Source organism: uncultured Caulobacter sp. (genome assembly GCF_947036865.1).
Classification (GTDB): domain Bacteria; phylum Pseudomonadota; class Alphaproteobacteria; order Caulobacterales; family Caulobacteraceae; genus Caulobacter.
On record NZ_CAMQSF010000014.1, the window covers coordinates 46,300 to 60,864 of the forward strand.

Here is a 14,565-nt window from a genome sequence, read left to right on the forward strand (position 1 = left end):
GATTCCCGGGCTTGTCCAGAGGCTAGGGACGCAGGACCGTCGCGCCCTGATAGCCCAGCGACTCCACGCGATCCCGCAGACTCCAGGCCTCGCCCTCGTTGGGACCGGCGGCGACCGTGACGCGATAGAGCGTGCCGCCCGGACGTTCGATCGCGTCGATCGAGGCGCGGCCGGCGCTGGCCAGCTGACGCACGGCCTTTTCGGCGTTTTCGCGGTTCGAAAACGAGCCGGCCTGGATGCGGAAAGCGGGCTTGGCGCTGGCCAGGATCGGGTCGGGCGGATTGATCTCCGGGGCGGCGGGAACGGCCGGCGCGGCCCACTCCGGCTCGCGACGCGGCGGCAGAACCTGCACGCGCTGCGGCGGCTCGCGGATATCGTCGAAGCTGCGCGGCGCGGTCTCGGCGCGGACATACTGGCGCGGCGCCTCGAAGACGCTCTTGGGAGCCGGGCCGACATACTTGACCCGCACCCGGGCCACGCCCTGGCGGTAGTAGCCCAGTTGCTGGGCGGCGGCTTTCGAAAGATCGATGACCCGATCGCCGACGAACGGCCCGCGATCATTGACCCGCACGATCATCTTCCTGCCGTTGTCGAGATTGGTCACCTCGACCAGGCTGGGCAGCGGCAAGGTCTTGTGAGCGGCCGACGGGACGTCCATGTCGAACATCTCGCCATTGGCCGTGCGGCGGTTGTGGAATTGCTCGCCGTACCAGGAGCCGACACCGGTGACGTTGTAGTCCTTGTCTTCGTGAGGATAGTACCAGACGCCATTGATCTGATAGGGCTTTTCCGTGCCGCGCAAGGGCTTGCCGTCGCGACCGACCGTCGAGCCGGCGCGCGGCGCCGCGCCCGTGCTGGTCGACGCCATCGGACGACCGACCTCGTATTTGGGCGTGGCGCAGGCGGCCAGGCTCGCCGCCGCCAGGGCCATCAGGCCGAGGTTGCGCGCGATCCGCCACACCTGTTCGAAACCCCGGTTCATCCGCGAAACATCCAGACGGGTCCGCCCCTTCCGAGCGGGCAACATCGCAGGTTTGTTTTGAAGTCTGGTTAAGCACCGGACGCGCTGATATAGCCGCCGGTTCCGGACAGGTGGCCGAGTGGTTTAAGGCAGCGGTCTTGAAAACCGCCGTAGGTGGAAGCCTACCGTGGGTTCGAATCCCACCCTGTCCGCCAGCCGCTGGGCGATCGGAAAAACCCTTTCAGGACAAGCATGCCGGCTTCACGTTCCGCGCTCTATGGCCAAGCCGACCACGACCTGGCGCCGTCCGCGCCGGACGCCGCGCAGCTGTCGCCGCTGGTGCTCGGCTCGACCGACATCGCGTCGGCCCCGGACGAATCCTTTGACGCCGTGACCGTCCGCGCCCCGGCCGGCGCGGCGGAGCGGCGTTATGTCCTGGCGCACGCCCTACGCGTTCTGACGCCCGGCGGCCGGATGACGGCCTTCGCGCCGAAGGACCGGGGCGGCCTGCGCCTGCGCAAGGAGCTCGAAGCCCTGGGTTGCGAGGTCGGCGAAAGCGCGCGGCGGCACAATCGTATCTGCCTCGTCGTGCGACCGTCCGCGATCAAGGGCCTCGAAGAAGCCCTCGCGGCCGGCGCGCCGCGCCAGATCGCCGAGAACGGTCTCTGGACCCAACCGGGCGTCTTCAGCTGGGACCGCCTCGACGCCGGAACCAACGCCCTGCTGCAAGTGCTGCCGCCGTTTTCCGGCGTCGGGGCCGATTTCGGCGCGGGCATCGGCCTTCTGGCGCTGAACGTCCTGGCCTCGCCGAAGGTGACCAAGCTGACCCTGGTCGAGCTCGATCGCCGGGCGCTGGAGCTTTCGAAGCGCAACATCGCCGATCCGCGCGCCGCCTTCGTCTGGGGCGATGTGCGCCAGAACGCCGGCGGCCTGGAAGGCCTCGACTTCGTGGTCAGCAATCCGCCGTTCCACGAGGGCGGCGGCGAGGACAAGGCATTGGGCCAAGCCTTCATCCGCGCGGCGGCCGAGGCCCTGCGCAAGGGCGGGAGCCTGTGGATCGTGGCCAACCGACACCTGCCGTACGAGGCGATCCTGGCCGAGAGCTTCGCCAAGGTCCGGCTGGTCGGGGAAGGCGGCGGCTACAAGGTCTTCGAGGCGCGCAAATGAGCAAGGCGCTGATGGCGCGCCTCGACCGGCTGCTGGCCAATCTGGGCTATGGCAGCCGCAAGGAGGTCCAGGCGCTGGTCAGCGCCGGCAAGGTCGTGCTGGACGGCGCGGTGCTGAAGGACGCCGGGGCGCGGATCGCGGTCGACGCCACCCTGCCCGACCGCATGACGATCCGGGGCGCGCCGGTCGACCCGCCGGCCCCGCTGGTGCTGATCATGCACAAGCCCCTGGGCGTCGTATGCTCGCACAAGGAGGACGGCGAGAAGATCTACGACCTGCTGCCCCGCCGGTGGCGGTTGCGCGATCCCGGGCTCTCGACCGTCGGCCGGCTGGACAAGGAGACCAGCGGCCTGATCCTCATCACCGACGACGGCGACTTCCTGCACCGGGTGATCTCGCCCAAGCGCCACGTGCCGAAGACCTATCTGGCGACCCTGGATCGGCCGCTGAGCGGCGCCGAGGGCGACATCTTCGCCGCCGGGACCCTGATGCTCGAGGGCGAGGACAAGCCGCTGCTGCCGGCCAAGCTCGACGTCGTCGATGCGACGACCGCCCGGCTGACGATCACCGAGGGCCGCTATCATCAGGTCCGGCGGATGTTCGCCGCCGTCGGCAATCACGTGGTCGCGCTGCATCGCGAGCGGATCGGCGGCCTCGGACTGCCCGCCGATCTGGAGCCGGGTCAGCACCGTATTCTCCCGGCGGCCGAGGCCGAGGGGGTGTTCGCCGATGACTGACCCCATCCTCGTCGACGCGCGCGGACACCATTGTCCTGTGCCGACCCTGAAGCTGCGCAAGGCGCATGAGGCGGCGACTCCAGGGACGGAACTCGTGCTGCTGGCCACGGATCCGATGGCGCGGATCGACGTGCCGCATTTCGCCGGTCAGATCGGCGCGACGGTGCTCGAGATCGCCGATCAGGACGGCGGCGTCATTCGGTTTCGTATTCGGAAGGCGCCTTCAGCGGAATAGGCCGGGGTCCCGAGAGCAGCGCCCGGGGCCGCTCGTCCAGCGCGATCTCGACCTCGGTGGCCAGGGCCCCGCCGAAGAAGATGGCGTTGACGCTCCAAGACAGCCAGATCAGGAACACGATCACCGCCGAGATCGAACCGTAGGTCGCGCCCAGGTGCACGACCTTCTCGACATAGAAGGCGCTGGCCCAGGACATGAAGACGCACAGGGCCGCCGCCGCCACGCCGCCGGAGATCGAGGCGCGCCAGCCGACCGGTTCTCGCGACATGGCGTAGCGGTAGACCAGACTCATGCCGACCACGATGCCGAAGCTGGCCCAGGTCCATTCGGACTGGATCCAGGACACGCCCGCCAACGGCCGCAGGTCCAGGGCGGAGCCGAGCACTCGCAGGGTCACGAAAATCCCCGACATCACGAACAGCAGGCCGAAGGCGGCGATCAGGACCAGCAACGCCATCAGGTTGAAGCCGAAGAAGCCGCGCTGGTTCTCTTCGTCGTGAATGAACGAGAGGCCCGCCAGCAGCGCCTTGAATCCGCGATGGGCGGCGTAGGCGCCGACGATCAGCACGACGCCGCTCTGCAGGGAGACGGTCTGGCCCGGCGCGTGGGCCAGCCTGGCGAACTCGTCCTGGAACATCGAGCGCGCGGCCGACGGGATCAACTCGGCCATCCGGGCGGCCTGGCGCGCGGCGGTCTCGGGCGTCAGGAAGAAGCTGTAGAGGCCGATCATGATCGCCAGCCCCGGAAACACGGCCAGCAGGGCGAAGAACGAGGCGCCGCCGACGTAGAGCATGACGTCGCGGCCCCACAGACGCGCCAGCGCCAAGCCGAGTACGCGGAGGATCTCGCGAGCCCAATGCATCGGATCAAGGTCCAGGTCGCGCCAACGGATGCGGGAATCTTGCATCCGCCGGACCATGGCGACCCGCGCCTCCGGAGTCAAAGACGCGCCGCCTCGGATGAGGCGACGCGTCTCCGCAGGACGTGCCTGTGAACCGATCGCCGCATCGAGGGACGGATGGCGCGACGACCGATCGACCCTCGCAAGCTAGGACCCGGCGGCTGAACCGGACCTGAACGCATTCATCATGTTTCAGAGCGCGCCGGAGGCCTTCAGGGCCGCGATCGCGTCGACCGAGAAGCCCCAGTCGCCCAAGGCCTCGTCGTTATGCGCGCCGATCTTCGGCGGCGGACCCTGGATCGCGCCCGGCGTGGCCGAGAAGCGCGGAGCCGGCGCCGGCTGGGTCACCCCCGCCACCTCGACGAAGGTCTGTCGCGCGGCGTTGTGGGCGTGGCCCGGCGCCTCGTCCATGGTCAGGACCGGCGCGAAACAGACGTCGGTGGCGTCCATGATCGCGCACCATTCGTCGCGGGACTTGGTCCGGATCACGGCGGCCAGCTTATCGCGAAGTTCCGGCCACTCCTCGCGGCTCATCTGATGCTGGAACTGCGGGTCGGAAATGCCCGTCTTTTCCAGCAGAAGCAGGTAGAACTGAGGCTCGATCGAGCCGATCGAGATCCACTTGCCGTCGGCGCATTCGTAGGTGTCGTAGAAGTGGGCGCCGCCGTCGAGCAGGTTGCTCCGACGGCCTTCGTTCCACATGCCGCCGGCCTTGAATCCGTAGAACATCGCCATCAGCGAGGCCGCGCCGTCGCTCATGGCGCAGTCGATCACCTGGCCCTGCCCCGTGGCGCGGGCGTGGATCACGCCGGCCAGCAGGCCGAACGCCAGATAGAGCGCCCCGCCGCCGAAATCGCCGACCAGATTCAGCGGCGGCACCGGCTTGTCGGTCGTGCCGATCGCGTGCAGCGCGCCGGTGATGGCGATGTAGTTCATGTCGTGACCCGCCGCCTTGGCGTAGGGTCCCGTCTGTCCCCAGCCGGTCATGCGGCCGTAGACGAGCTTCGGGTTGCGGGCCAGCACGACCTCCGGCCCCAGGCCCAGCCGCTCCATCACGCCTGGACGGAAGCCCTCGATCAGGCCGTCGGCGCTTTCCAGCAGCTTCAAGCAGGTCTCGATCGCCTCGGGATGCTTGAGATCCAGCGCCACCGAGCGGCGGCCGCGCGCGGTGACGTCGGCCGGCGAACCGCGGCCCTGGCCCTTGCGGTCGATCCTGACCACGTCTGCGCCGAGATCCGACAGCAGCATGCCGCAGAACGGCCCCGGACCGATGCCGGCGAACTCGACGATCCTCAGCCCCGAAAGCGGCCCCTGGCCCATGACGCGATCTCCCCGAATGCTCTCTTTGGGCGGCCGAACCGGCCGAACCATGGTCACTAGAGCGACCCTGACGTTCGGTCAGGCAAGCCCCAAGGCGCGCGGCGTGGATTTCCTCGCCTGACCGCGACGTTGCGCGGCTTTGACGGCGCGAACCCTCTGCTATGTTGCGACGTCGAATCTCGATCCTGGCGTGGGCATGGCCCGGCGAGATTTCGGGCGGAGGTTGGTTTGGCGGTTGACGCCCGGATTCTGATCGTGGCGCGAGACGATGTTCGCGCGGGACCGCTGGCCGAGGGGCTGGACCGGCTGGGCTGGCGCACCATCACCGCGCGCGGGCCCTACGCCGCGCTCGCCGCCCTGGGCGACCTGCCGATCGAGGCGGTGATCGTCGACCTGGCCAGCGCCGGTCCCGAAACCCAGACCCTGGCGCGTCGCCTCAAGGCCGCCGTCGCGCCGCGCCGCCTGCCGGTGATCGCGATCGGCGAACCGCACCACGACTATCGCAACCAGGCCTTCGACCTGACCCTTTCGCCGCCGCTGCACCCCTCCCAGGCCGCCCTGCGCCTGGAGACCCTGGTGCGCACCGCCATCGCCGAGGAAGAGTTCGAGCTGCGTCTCGAGACCTTCGGCGAGCGCGGCCGTCGGCTGGACCTGCCCGAGCCGCTCGACGCGCCGTTCCGGGTTCTGGCGGTCGGCGAACCCGCGCCCCAGTTCCTGGCCCTGTCCAACGCCCTGCAGGCCAGCGGCGCCGAGGTTGTCGGCGCCTTCACGGCCTATACGGCCTTCGACTATCTGCACGAGCGCCCGTTCGACGCCGTCGTCCTGTGGGCCGGCGACAGCCAGCAGGAGGCGCTGTCGATCGCCGCCGGCATGCGCCGCAACACCCGCCTCTTCCACATCCCGGCCCTGCTCTACCTGAAGGCCGAGAGCTATGTGACCATGGCGGAGGCCTTCCATCGCGGCGTGTCCGACGTCGCCTCGCCCGAGACGCCCGAGGTCGAGACCGCCCTCCGCGTCATCGAGCTGGCGCGGAGCTTCCGGCGCGGCGAAGCCATTCGCGGCGCGCTGGAAAAGGCCCGCAGCTCGGGCCTGATGGACGCCGCCACGGGCCTCTTCACCCGCGACCTGTTCGCCGCGCACCTGGCGCGGCTGGCCAGCGCGGCCCGCGAACGGGCCAGGCCGCTGTCGATCTGCGTGCTGCGCATCGCCGACAAGCCCGAGACCGTCTGGGCCCGGCAGAACGGCTGGCTGGACCGCGCCATCCCGCAGATCGGCTCGATGGTGGGGCGGCTGGTCCGGGTCGAGGATACGCCGGCGCGACTGGCCACCGAGGTCTTCGCCCTGGCCCTGCCGGCGACCCATGAGAGCGCCGCCCGCGCCGCCGCCGAGCGCATCGCGGCGGTGATCGGCTGCACCGCCTTCGACGCCGGCGAGGATCGCGCGCCGTTCGTCTGCGAATTCGATATCGGCGTGGCCGAGGTCCAGCCGGGCGAAGGCGCGGTCAAGGCGCTCGAGCGCGCGGCGGCCAGCGCCCTCAAGCGCGAGGCCGGCTGACGTTCGGTCACGCTTGGGCGCTAGGTCCGTGGCCCCTATATGTAACCTGTCCAGTAGCGGACTCGGTTGCGGAAGGAGGCCCCGATGGCCCAGGCCATGATCATCGACGTGGTGGCCGACGTCGTCTGCCCCTGGTGCTATCTCGGCTGGCGACGGCTGAAATCGGCGCTGGCGCTTCGCCCCGACCTGAAGGCTCAGCTGGTCTGGCGCCCTTATCAGCTTGATCCGACCCTTCCCGAGGCGGGCGTCGATCGCAAGGCCTACATGGCCCAGAAGTTCCGGGATCCCGACAAGCTGAAGGCCGTCCACGCCGCCTTGGTCGAGGGCGGCGCCGAGGAAGGCATCACCTTCGATTTCGACGCGATCGCGCTGTCGCCGAACACCAACGCGGCCCATCGCCTGATCCGTTGGGCCCTGACGGCCGGTGTTCAGGACCAGGTGGTCGAGGCGCTGTTCGCCGCCTATTTCACCCGAGGTCTGGACATCGGCGATCCCATCGTCCTGGCCGATATCGCCGAGGCCGCGGGCATGGAACGGCTGGTGGTCCTGCAGCTGCTGTCGGAAGGCGCCGACAGGGAGGCCGTCACCCGCGAGCACGCCATGGCGGTGCAGGGCGGCGTGACCGGGGTGCCGTTCACGATCTTCGCCGGCAAGGTCGCGGTGGTCGGGGCCGAGGCGCCCGAGCGCATCGTCGAGGCGATCGACCAAGCCCTCACCGCCAGCGCGTGACGAGCCGAGCCGAGCCGAGCCGAGCCGAGCCGAGCCGGCGAAGGCTTGGGCGCGACAAATCCGTCAACGCCCTTGCTTTTTTTGTCCGGACCAGCCCATAAGCCTGGTCATCGAAGCCCCCTTGACGTCGCCTCGGCGCCGGAAGGGGGCTATTTTTGTTGGAATTGACCAAGAAGCGGTCCGAGGCGAGCGTCGCGACCCTCCAGGCAAGGGGCCCGATTTGGTCATTGGCGCGAGCCGCGCGTGTTTGTGTGCGCGGTCGCAGACGTGAACTGGACCCATATGCCCTTCCCCGCTTCCCACCCCGCTCTTGAGCGGGCTCTCGCCGCTCAAGGTTACGCCGAGCCCACCCCCGTTCAGGCCGCCGTGCTGGCCGCCGACGCCGCCGACCGCGACCTGCTGGTCAGCGCCCAGACCGGCTCGGGCAAGACCGTCGCCTTCGGCCTCGCGGCCGCCCCGACCCTGCTGGGCGAGGCCGAGACCTTCGGCCAGGCGGCCGAGCCGCTGGCCCTGGTGATCGCGCCGACCCGTGAGCTGGCCATGCAGGTCAATCGCGAACTGGCCTGGCTCTATGCCGAAGCCAAGGCCGCGGTGATCAACTGCGTCGGCGGCATGGACGCCCGCCGCGAGCAGCGCGCGCTGAACTACGGCGCCCACATCGTCGTCGGCACGCCAGGGCGCCTGCGCGACCACATCGAGCGCGGCCACCTGGATCTCTCCAAGCTGAAGGTCGCCGTCCTCGACGAGGCCGACGAGATGCTGGACATGGGCTTCCGAGAGGATCTCGAGTTCATCCTCGACGCCGCGCCGCCCGAGCGCCGGACCCTGCTGTTCTCGGCCACCCTGGCCCGCGACATCGTCGAGTTGGCCAAGCGCTATCAGAACGACGCCCTGCGCATCGACACCATCGCCCGCGACGAGCCGCACCGCGACATCGAGTACCGCGCCGTGCGCGTGGCCCCCAACGAGGTCGAACACGCGGTCGTCAACCTGCTGCGCTTCTTCGAAGCCCCCGGCGCGCTGGTGTTCGCCAACACGCGGGAAAGCGTGCGGTCGCTGCACGGCAAGCTGCGCGAGCGCGGCTTCGCCGTCGTCGGCCTGTCGGGGGAGCTCTCCCAGCGCGAACGCGCCGACGCCCTGCAGGCGCTTCGGGATGGCCACGCCCGCGTCTGCGTCGCCACCGACGTCGCCGCGCGCGGCCTGGACCTGCCGGACCTCGGCCTGGTGATCCACGCCGAGCTGCCGATCAACAAGGCGACCCTGCTGCACCGCTCGGGCCGCACGGGGCGCGCCGGCAAGAAGGGCGTCAGCGCCCTGGTCGTCCCCTACACCCGTCGCCGCAAGGCCGAGCAGCTCTTGTACGCGGCCGGCGTCGACGCCGACTGGGGCGGCGCGCCCAGCGCCGACGCCATCCGCGAGAAGGATCAGGAACGCCTGCTGGAGGATCCGATCTTCTCGGAAGCCTCCACCGAGGAGGACATCGCCCTGGCCGAGGCCATGCTGGCCAAGCGCACGCCGGTCGAGATCGCCGCGGCGCTGATCCGCACCCGCCGCGCCAAGCTGCCCTCGCCCGAGGACATCTATGACGATCCGCGCCACGGCGCCGATCCGGGTCCCCGCGCCCGCGCCGGGGAGATGGGCGAGCGTCCGCCGCGCGAGCCCCGCGCCGACATGGAAGGCTCCGAGTTGTTCCGGATCAGCGTCGGCCGTCGCGGCAACGCCGATCCCAAGTGGCTGATCCCGATGATCTGCCGCCTGGGTCACATCACCAAGAAGGACATCGGCGCGATCCGGATCTTCGACTACGACACCAAGTTCGAGATCTCCGCCGAGGCGGCGACCAGGTTCGGCGCGGCGGTGCAGGCGACCGTGCGCGAGGACGTGTCGATCACCCCGACGGCGGCCCCCGCGCCGCGCGGCGAACGTCCGCCGCGCGATCCCAATGCCCCGCCGCGCGAGTTCAAGCCACGCCCCCCGCGCGGCGAGGGCGACGAGCGCCCGCAGCGTCCGCCGTTCAAGAAGCGCTTCGAGGATGGCGATCGTCCGCGTGACGTGGCGCCGCGCCCCTATTCGCCCCAGGACTCCGAAGACCGTCCCAAGCGCGCCTTCAAGCCGCGCCATGAGACGTCTAGCGACGCTCCGCCCCGCGAATTCAAGCCCCGCGCGCCCCGCGAGGATGGCGAGCGCCCGAAGAAGCCGTTCAAGAAGGGCTTCGGCGACAACGCGGCGGGCCCCAAGCTCTACGCCAAGCCCTATGCCGGCAAGAGCGACGGGCCGGCCAAGCCGTTCAAGGGCCCCAAGCCCTTCAAGCCGCGCGGCGAGAAGAAGCCGTTAAAGAAGAAGTAGACTCCGCCTGAAATCCTCCCCCCACTAGGGGAGGATTGCTGCTAAGCCGCCTGCCCCGCGCTCCACCCCGAGGCCCAGGCCCATTGAAAGTTATAGCCGCCCAGCCAGCCGGTGACGTCGACGACCTCGCCGATGAAGTAGAGGCCCGGAACGGCCTTGGCCTGGAGGGTTCGCGAGTCCAGGCCGGCGGTGTCGACGCCGCCCAGGGTGACCTCGGCGGTGCGGTAGCCTTCCGAGCCGACCGGCTTCACGGCCCAGGCGTTCACGGCCGCGGCGATCCGAGCCAGGACCTTGTCCGAACAGTCGGCGAGATTGCCGGACGCGCCGGCCTCTTCGGCGATGAGCTGAGCCAGCCGCGTCGGCACGACCCCGCCAAGCGCCGTGCGCGCCGCCTGGCGGCCGTTGGCGCTCCGCGCGGCCTTGAGGGTCGCCAGCACGTCCGTGCCCGGGGCCATGTCGACCACGACCTCGTCCCCCTCGCGCCAGTAGGACGAGATCTGCAGGATCGACGGCCCCGAGAGGCCCCGGTGCGTGAACAGCATCCCTTCGCGGAACCGCGTCTTGCCGCGCGCCACCACGGCGTCCAGCGACACGCCCGACAGCGGCGATAGCCGTTGCAACATGCCCGGCTCGAAGGTCAGGGGCACCAGAGCCGGTCGCGTCTCGACGACGTCGAGGCCGAACTGCTTGGCGATGTCATAGCCGAGGCCCGTCGCGCCCATCTTCGGGATCGACTTGCCGCCGCTGGCGATCACGAGGGACGCGCAGCGCGCGGGGCCTGACGACAGGGCGACCTCGAACCCGTTCTCGATCTTGGCCACGCCACGGACGGCGGTCTCCAGCCGGAGCGACGCGCCGGCGGCCTTCATCTCGGCCAGCAGCATGTCGATGATCTGCCTGGCCGAGCCATCGCAGAAGAGCTGGCCCAGGGTCTTTTCGTGATAGGCGATCCCGTGGCGCTCGACGAGGGCGATGAAGTCGCGGGGCGTGTAGCGCCGCAAGGCCGAGACGCAGAACTTCGGATTGGCCGACAGGAAGTTGGCGGGCGAAGCGCCGAGATTGGTGAAGTTGCATCGCCCGCCGCCGCTGATGCGTATTTTCTCTCCCGGCGCCTTGGCGTGATCGATCACCAGCACCGAGCGTCCGCGCTTGCCGGCCTCGATGGCGCACATCATGCCGGCCGCGCCCGCGCCGATGACTAGAACGTCGACTGTTTCCACGCGATCGTTCGACCGGACGGCGGCCGGGAAGTCAATCAGCTCGCGCGACGATAGCCCGGACGCGCGTCGACCCGGGGTCGCGACGCACCGGCGTCCTGAGTGACCCGGAAGCGGCGGATCATCCGCACCAGGCCGTCGATATCGGTCTTCAGGGCGTGGCTCACGGCGGTGGCCTGCTCGACCATTGCGGCGTTCTGCTGGATGCCCTGGTCCATCTGGTTGACCGCCAGATTGACCTCGTTCAGCCCGGTGGCCTGCTCGCGGGCGGAGGCGGCCAGCTCGGAGACCAGAGCGTCGATCTCCCCGACCTTGGCCACGATGCCGTCCAGCGCCTCGCCGGTCTGACCGACCAGGCGGACGCCCTCGTCGACCTGGGCGGTGGAGGCGCCGATCAGGCCCTTGATTTCCCGGGCGGCGTCGGCCGAGCGCTGGGCCAGCGCCCGCACTTCCTGGGCGACGACGGCGAAGCCCTTGCCGCTCTCCCCGGCCCGCGCGGCCTCGACCCCGGCGTTCAGCGCCAGAAGGTTGGTCTGGAACGCGATCTCGTCGATGACGCCGACGATGGCGCCGATCTTCGTCGAGGAGGCCTCGATCCCGCTCATGGCCGCGACGGCGCCCCGGACGACCTCGCCCGACCGCTCGGCCTCGGAGCGGGTGGCGGTGACGACGCGGCTGGCCTCACCCGCGCCCTGAGACGCGCGGCGAACGGTGGCGGTGATCTCGTCGAGCGCCGCGGCGGTCTCTTCCAGGCTGGCGGCCTGTTGCTCGCTGCGGCGCGCGGTGTTGTCGGCCGCGGAGGCGATCTCGTCGGCGCTGGCGCCGACGCTGCCGGCCAGGGCGACGACGCCGCTCATGGCTTCGTCGAGCTGGGCCATGGCGGCGTTAAAGTCCTCGCGAATGGCCTCATAGCCCTTGGGGAAGGCGTCGCTGAGACGGACGGTCAGGTCGCCGTTCGACAGACGCGACAGCGCGTCGGCGAGACGCTCCATCGCGAAGGCCTGGTCGCGCGCGGCGGCCGACGAAATGGCTTCGTTGCGCGTCCGCTCGCTCTCCGTGGCCGCGACCGCGCGCGCTTGTTCGGCCTCGGCCGTCCGCAGGGCCACGGCGTTGTCCTTGAACACCTGGACCGCCCGCGCCATCAGGCCGATCTCGTCCTTGCGCCCAGCGCCGACGACCTCGACGGCCAGCTGGCCCTCCGCCAGGCCTGTCATGGTCGTGGACAAAGCGCGCACCGGCCGCGAGATCTTCGAGGCGCCGATCCAGAGGGCGAAGCCCATCCCTCCGGCGGCGGCGCCAAGGCCGAACAGCAGGGTGAGCCACGAGCCCATGGCCGCCGACTTGCTGGCGCTGGCGACCATGGCGGCCGTCTGCTTGTTGTAGACATCGCCCCAGGCCTTGCCTTCCTTGGCCAGGGCCTCGATCGCCGGATCAGCCTGGCTCATCACGCCGATGGCGCCCGCGTCGTCGTTCTTCAGGGCGAGGTCGGCGGCCGATCGGGCCTGGGCGTAGACGGCGTCCAGCTTGGCCTTCATCTCCGCGGCGTAGTCGGCGGTCGCGGGATCGGCGGCGGCGATCTTGTCGAGACTTTCCTTGCCCTCGCCGTAGACCTTATCGAGCTCGGACGACGCGTGAGCTGCGGTCGTCGAGGCGCCGTCATAGGTGATCACGCGGTGGGCCGCGTAGCCCATCATGCTGAGCCGGCGCAGGAACCGGGCCGACTGCACCTCGGCGGGCGAGCGGTGAGCGACCAGTTGCTCGGTGGCCGCGTCCGCCCGCTTCTGTTGCCAGACGCCAAGGCCCGCGCAAGCCACCGTGGCGACGGCGAGGACCGCCGCCGGCAGCAGGACCTTCGCCGAAATTCTCAGGTCGTCCAACTTCACGAGCGTCTCCCCCAATACGCGCGGGACACCGGTGTCATGCGAATCACGCCGCCCGGTTGCAATCTCCTCATCAGGATCGGGTCGGGAGCGTAAATGCTCTCTTAAGACAGTCCCGGCCCCTTGACCTGAGCGTGGGCGGCGTTACGACGCACGCCCTCCCGCCCCGACAGCCTCCGAGCCCCGCCATGACGGCCGCTTCCCCCACGCCGACGATCGGCGTCGACTTCGGCACGACCAACACCGTGGTCTCGATGACCCACGGCGGCGAGGCGCGTCTGGTCCGCTTCTCGATCGACAATCGCGATCTCTTCGCCTTCCGTTCGGCGCTCAGTTTCCACGCCACCCAGGGCGCGGGCGGCCAGGAACGGGTGGTCGAGGCCGGTCCGTGGGCGATCGAGGCCTATCTGGAGGATCCGCTGGAGACGCGGTTCATCCAGTCCTTCAAGACCTTCGCCGCCTCGCAGGCCTTCACCGAGACGCGAATTCTCGACAAGCGCTACCTGTTCGAGGACCTGCTGGCGGCGTTCCTGCTGCGTCTGAAGGACCACGCCGGCGACCAGCTCGCCGCCCTGCCCCCGCGCGTCATCGTCGGCCGGCCCGTGACCTTCGCCGGAACCTCGCCGAACGAAGCCCTGGCCCTGACGCGCTATGAGGAGGCGTTCAAACGGCTGGGCTTCACGGATATCCGCTACGCGTACGAGCCCGTCGGCGCGGCCTTCTTCTTCGCGCGGCAATTGCAGGTCGACGCGACGGTGCTGGTCGCGGACTTCGGCGGCGGCACCTCGGACTTCTCGCTGGTGCGGTTCGAGCGCGCCTCGGACGGGACGCTGCGGTCGACGCCATTGTCGCGGTCGGGCGTGGGCGTGGCCGGCGACGCCTTCGACTATCGGATCATCGACCAGCTGGTCTCGCCCGCCCTGGGCAAGGGCTCGTCGTACCGGTCGTTCTCGAACACCCTGCCGATCCCGCAGCGCTATTACGCCGCCTTCGCCCGTTGGGACCAACTGGCGCTGCTGCGCGCCTCGAAGGACATGCGCGACATCCGCGCCCTGGAGCGCAGCGCGCTGGAGCCCGACAAGATCGCCGCCCTGATCGAGGTGCTGGACGGCAATCACGGCTACGCGCTCTATCGGTCGGTCTCGGCGCTGAAGGAGGCGCTGTCGAGCCAGACGGAGGCGACCTTCCGGTTCGAGGCTGGCTCGGTCGAGATCGAAAGGCCGGTGGCGCGCCGAGACTTCGAGGGCTGGATCGCCCCCGAGCTCGCCGCCATCGAAAGGGCCGTCGGCGAGGCGCTCGACGGCGCGGGTCTAACCGAGGCCAGCGTCGACCGGGTGTTCCTGACCGGCGGCAGCTCCTTCGTGCCCGCCGTGCGCGAGATCTTTCTGCGCCGGTTCGGCGGCGACAAGATCGAGACGGGCGGCGAGTTCGAGTCGATCGCCTCGGGCCTCGCCTTGATCGGCCGAGAGCCGGATCTGGATCTCTGGACCCAGCGCGCCGGCTGAGCGCGCCTCGTCG

At 69.9% G+C, this 14,565-nt stretch carries 12 protein-coding genes and 1 tRNA gene; 8 read left to right on the forward strand and 5 right to left on the reverse strand.

Annotated features, from left to right (window positions below; genetic code table 11):
* Positions 1-22: 22 nt before the first annotated feature.
* On the reverse strand, positions 23-982 hold the full coding sequence (locus tag Q0V34_RS10230; protein ID WP_297511351.1) for a septal ring lytic transglycosylase RlpA family protein: 960 nt from the start codon (positions 980-982) through the stop codon (positions 23-25).
* A gap of 104 nt (positions 983-1,086) precedes the next feature.
* On the opposite strand from Q0V34_RS10230, the gene Q0V34_RS10235 reads away from it, so the two are divergent.
* From Q0V34_RS10235 to Q0V34_RS10250, 4 genes are all read left to right on the forward strand, one after another.
* Positions 1,087-1,176, forward strand: a tRNA-Ser gene (locus tag Q0V34_RS10235).
* Positions 1,177-1,213: 37 nt separating this feature from the next.
* Positions 1,214-2,128, forward strand: a complete 915-nt coding sequence (locus Q0V34_RS10240; protein ID WP_297511353.1) for a class I SAM-dependent methyltransferase — start codon at positions 1,214-1,216, stop codon at positions 2,126-2,128.
* Complete coding sequence (locus Q0V34_RS10245) at positions 2,125-2,865, forward strand: pseudouridine synthase (protein ID WP_297511356.1); 741 nt, start codon at positions 2,125-2,127, stop codon at positions 2,863-2,865. The genes Q0V34_RS10240 and Q0V34_RS10245 overlap by 4 nt, the downstream gene beginning before the upstream one ends.
* The gene (locus Q0V34_RS10250) at positions 2,858-3,100 is read left to right on the forward strand and encodes a sulfurtransferase TusA family protein (protein WP_297511358.1); all 243 of its coding nucleotides are present in this window, start codon (positions 2,858-2,860) and stop codon (positions 3,098-3,100) included. Before Q0V34_RS10245 ends, Q0V34_RS10250 begins: the two co-directional genes overlap by 8 nt.
* Here Q0V34_RS10250 and Q0V34_RS10255 read toward each other — a convergent pair.
* Both Q0V34_RS10255 and Q0V34_RS10260 read right to left on the reverse strand, forming a co-directional pair.
* A complete protein-coding gene (locus Q0V34_RS10255; RefSeq protein ID WP_297511360.1) occupies positions 3,060-4,043 on the reverse strand; it encodes a YihY/virulence factor BrkB family protein in 984 nt (327 codons plus the stop codon). The genes Q0V34_RS10250 and Q0V34_RS10255 overlap by 41 nt on opposite strands.
* A gap of 150 nt (positions 4,044-4,193) precedes the next feature.
* Entirely contained in the window at positions 4,194-5,321 is a 1,128-nt protein-coding gene (locus Q0V34_RS10260) for a CaiB/BaiF CoA-transferase family protein (RefSeq protein ID WP_297511362.1), read from the reverse strand.
* A 228-nt stretch (positions 5,322-5,549) separates the two neighbouring features.
* Between Q0V34_RS10260 and Q0V34_RS10265 the strand changes: the two genes are divergently transcribed.
* From Q0V34_RS10265 to Q0V34_RS10275, 3 genes are all read left to right on the forward strand, one after another.
* Positions 5,550-6,875 carry a PleD family two-component system response regulator gene (locus Q0V34_RS10265; RefSeq protein ID WP_297511363.1) on the forward strand — a complete coding sequence of 442 codons (1,326 nt, stop codon included), beginning with the start codon at positions 5,550-5,552 and terminating at the stop codon, positions 6,873-6,875.
* Positions 6,876-6,959: 84 nt separating this feature from the next.
* Entirely contained in the window at positions 6,960-7,604 is a 645-nt protein-coding gene (locus Q0V34_RS10270; protein ID WP_297511365.1) for a DsbA family oxidoreductase, read from the forward strand.
* 282 nt (positions 7,605-7,886) lie between these two features.
* Entirely contained in the window at positions 7,887-9,950 is a 2,064-nt protein-coding gene (locus Q0V34_RS10275; protein ID WP_297511367.1) for a DEAD/DEAH box helicase, read from the forward strand.
* A 41-nt stretch (positions 9,951-9,991) separates the two neighbouring features.
* Here Q0V34_RS10275 and Q0V34_RS10280 read toward each other — a convergent pair whose 3' ends face one another.
* Together Q0V34_RS10280 and Q0V34_RS10285 are read right to left on the reverse strand one after the other, a co-directional pair.
* Positions 9,992-11,170, reverse strand: a complete 1,179-nt coding sequence (locus Q0V34_RS10280; RefSeq protein WP_297511369.1) for an NAD(P)/FAD-dependent oxidoreductase — start codon at positions 11,168-11,170, stop codon at positions 9,992-9,994.
* Between the two features lie 35 nt (positions 11,171-11,205).
* The gene (locus Q0V34_RS10285) at positions 11,206-13,050 is read right to left on the reverse strand and encodes a methyl-accepting chemotaxis protein (protein ID WP_297511371.1); all 1,845 of its coding nucleotides are present in this window, start codon (positions 13,048-13,050) and stop codon (positions 11,206-11,208) included.
* A gap of 185 nt (positions 13,051-13,235) precedes the next feature.
* Here Q0V34_RS10285 and Q0V34_RS10290 point away from each other — a divergent pair, with 185 nt between their 5' ends.
* Positions 13,236-14,552 (forward strand): Hsp70 family protein, encoded by a 1,317-nt coding sequence (locus tag Q0V34_RS10290; protein WP_297511373.1) that lies wholly within the window; start codon positions 13,236-13,238, stop codon positions 14,550-14,552.
* Positions 14,553-14,565 lie beyond the last annotated feature (13 nt).